Genomic DNA, 2,867 nt, shown 5'->3' on the forward strand with positions numbered 1-2,867 from the left:
CGCCGCGCTCGTCAACCTGTTCGCGATCCCGCGGCTCGGCCTGTACGGCGCGCTCGTCGGGCTGGCGGCCGGCTATCTGGCTGCTGCTGCCGTCAACTTTTATTACATCCGTTTCAAGCTGCGAACATGACGTCCCCTGATTGCCCGCCCCCGCTCGACGACGTGGCCGTGCTGATGCCGGCCTACAACGGGCACGACGACGTCGTCCGGACCCTCGCGTCGTTTCGCGAGGATGCGCCCGTGCACGTGCTGATCGTCGACGACGGCAGCACGCCGCCGATCGTCGCGCCCGACCTGCCGGGCCTCGCGATCGACGTGCTGCGCATGCCCCGGAACGGCGGCATCGAACGTGCGCTGGCGGCCGGCATCGACGCGCTCGCGGCCCGCGGCTTCCGCTACGCGGCCCGCATCGATGCGGGCGATCTCGCCGCGCCGCAGCGCTTGGCGAAAGAACGCGCCTATCTCGATGCCCATCCGCGCGTGGCCTGCGTCGGCATGTGGACGCAGGTCGTGTCGCGCGCCGGCGAGCCGCGTTTCATGCTGACGCCCCCCGCCGATCCGCGCACGCTGCGCCGCACGCGCTTCCTGCGCTCGCCGCTCGTGCATCCGTCTGTGATGTTGCGCATCGACGCCGTGCGCGAAGTGGGCAACTATCGGGCGAAGTACCGCGCGGCCGAGGATCTCGATCTTTTTTTACGGTTAATGCAACGCTACGATTGCGCGAACCTGCCGGAACTCGGCCTGTATTACGAGCTTAACGAGGGCGGGATCAGCGCGACCAAGCGTCGGCGCCAGCTGGTATCGACGCTCACGCTGCTGCTGCGCCACTTCAACGTGCTGAACCCGTACGACTGGGCCGGCCTCGCCAAGAACCTGCTGCACTTCGTGACGCCGTACCGTACGCTGCAGCGCATCAAGCAGGCGCTGTTCGCCGCGCGACCGTCCGCCTGACGCGTACCCGGCCCCGTTCGCCCATTTCGACGCTTTATTTTTTCTTTTTTTCATGTCCGCCACCTCCCCGCTGCGCATCGCGCTCGTCTGCAACACGGCCTGGGCGATCCATACGTATCGCCACGGGCTGATCCGTGCGCTCGTCGCGCGCGGCGCCGAGGTCGTGGTGATCGCGCCGCACGACCGCACGGTGCCGTTGCTCGAGCAGATGGGCTGTCGCTACGTGGCGCTTGCCGTCGCATCCAAAGGCACGAGCCCGCGCGAGGATCTCGGCACGCTCGCCGCGCTGGTGCGTCACTACCGCGCGCTGCGGCCCGATCTCGTGTTCCATTACACGATCAAGCCGAACATCTACGGCTCGGTGGCCGCGTGGCTCGCGCGCGTGCCGTCGATCGCCGTGACGACGGGCCTCGGCTACGTGTTCATCCAGAAGAGCCGCGCGGCGAGCGTCGCGAAGCGCTTGTACCGGTTCGCGTTCCGCTTCCCGCGTGAGGTGTGGTTCCTGAACCGCGACGATCTCGCGACCTTCACCGACGAGCGCTTGCTCGCGCATCCCGACCGTGCGCGGCTGCTGCACGGCGAAGGCGTCGATCTCGAACAGTTCTCGCCCGTGCCGCTGCCGGGCGGCGACGCACCCGTCTTCATCCTGATCGGGCGACTGCTGTGGGACAAGGGCGTGCGCGAATACGTGGAGGCCGCGCGTCTCGTGCGCGAGCGCTTCCCGAACGCGCGCTTCCAGCTGCTCGGGCCGCTCGGCGTCGACAATCCGAGCGCGATCGGTCGCGCGGACGTCGACGCGTGGGTCGGCGAAGGCATCGTCGAGTATCTCGGCGAAGCGCACGACGTGCGACCGCACATCGCGGCGGCCGACTGCGTCGTGCTGCCGTCGTACCGCGAAGGCGTGCCGCGCACGCTGATGGAGGCATCGGCGATGGGCCGCCCGATCGTCGCGACCGACGTGCCGGGCTGCCGCGACGTCGTCGCCGACGACGAAACGGGCTACCTGTGCCGCGTGCGCGACAGCGCGAGCCTTGCCGAACAATTGAATCGCATGATCGCGCTCGGGCCGCAAGGCCGGGCGGCGATGGGCGCACGCGGCCGGCACAAGGTCGCGGCGGAATTCGACGAACAGCAGGTCGTCGAACGCTACAGGGAGACCATCCATTCGTTGACAGGATTCACACTCTGAAGGAGCGCACCAGCAATGACCGCTAAAGGCACCATCCTCGTTACCGGCGGCGCGGGCTATATCGGCTCGCACACGGCCGTCGAGCTGCTCGACAACGGCTACGACGTCGTGATCGTCGACAACCTCGTCAACAGCAAGGCCGAATCGGTGCGCCGGATCGAGCGGATCACGGGCAAGACGCCCGCATTCCACCAGGTCGACGTGTGCGACGAAGCCGCGCTCGCAAAGGTATTCGACGCGCATCCGATCACCGGCACGATTCACTTCGCGGCGCTCAAGGCCGTCGGCGAATCGGTCGCGAAGCCGCTCGAGTACTATCAGAACAACATCGGCGGGCTGCTCGCCGTGCTGAAGGTCATGCGCGAGCGCAACGTCAGGCAGTTCGTGTTCAGCTCGTCCGCGACCGTGTACGGCGTGCCCGAACGCTCGCCGATCGACGAATCGTTCCCGCTGTCCGCGACGAACCCGTACGGCCAGTCGAAGCTGATCGCCGAGCAGATCCTGCGCGATCTCGAAGTCTCGGACCCGTCGTGGCGGATCGCGACGCTGCGCTACTTCAACCCGGTCGGCGCGCACGCGAGCGGGCTGATCGGCGAGGACCCTGCCGGCATCCCGAACAACCTGATGCCGTACGTCGCGCAGGTCGCGGTCGGCAAGCTGGAAAAGCTGCGCGTGTTCGGCTCGGACTACCCGACGCCGGATGGCACCGGCGTGCGCGACTACATCC

At 67.7% G+C, this 2,867-nt stretch carries 4 protein-coding genes; all 4 read left to right on the forward strand.

What is annotated here, in order from left to right:
* A partial coding sequence (locus JMF90_RS31820) for a polysaccharide biosynthesis C-terminal domain-containing protein (RefSeq protein WP_201325918.1) occupies nt 1-130 on the forward strand: 130 nt, incomplete at its 5' end.
* Nucleotides 127-951 (forward strand): glycosyltransferase, encoded by an 825-nt coding sequence (locus JMF90_RS31825; protein WP_175809010.1) that lies wholly within the window; start codon nt 127-129, stop codon nt 949-951. The genes JMF90_RS31820 and JMF90_RS31825, both read left to right, overlap by 4 nt.
* A 52-nt stretch (nt 952-1,003) precedes the next feature.
* Nucleotides 1,004-2,140 (forward strand): glycosyltransferase family 4 protein, encoded by a 1,137-nt coding sequence (locus tag JMF90_RS31830; protein ID WP_175809009.1) that lies wholly within the window; start codon nt 1,004-1,006, stop codon nt 2,138-2,140.
* A 15-nt stretch (nt 2,141-2,155) separates the two neighbouring features.
* A partial coding sequence (gene galE, locus JMF90_RS31835; RefSeq protein WP_201325919.1) for a UDP-glucose 4-epimerase GalE occupies nt 2,156-2,867 on the forward strand: 712 nt, incomplete at its 3' end.

The sequence above is a fragment of the Burkholderia sp. E168m23 genome, from assembly GCF_016586125.1.
GTDB lineage: Bacteria > Pseudomonadota > Gammaproteobacteria > Burkholderiales > Burkholderiaceae > Burkholderia > Burkholderia orbicola.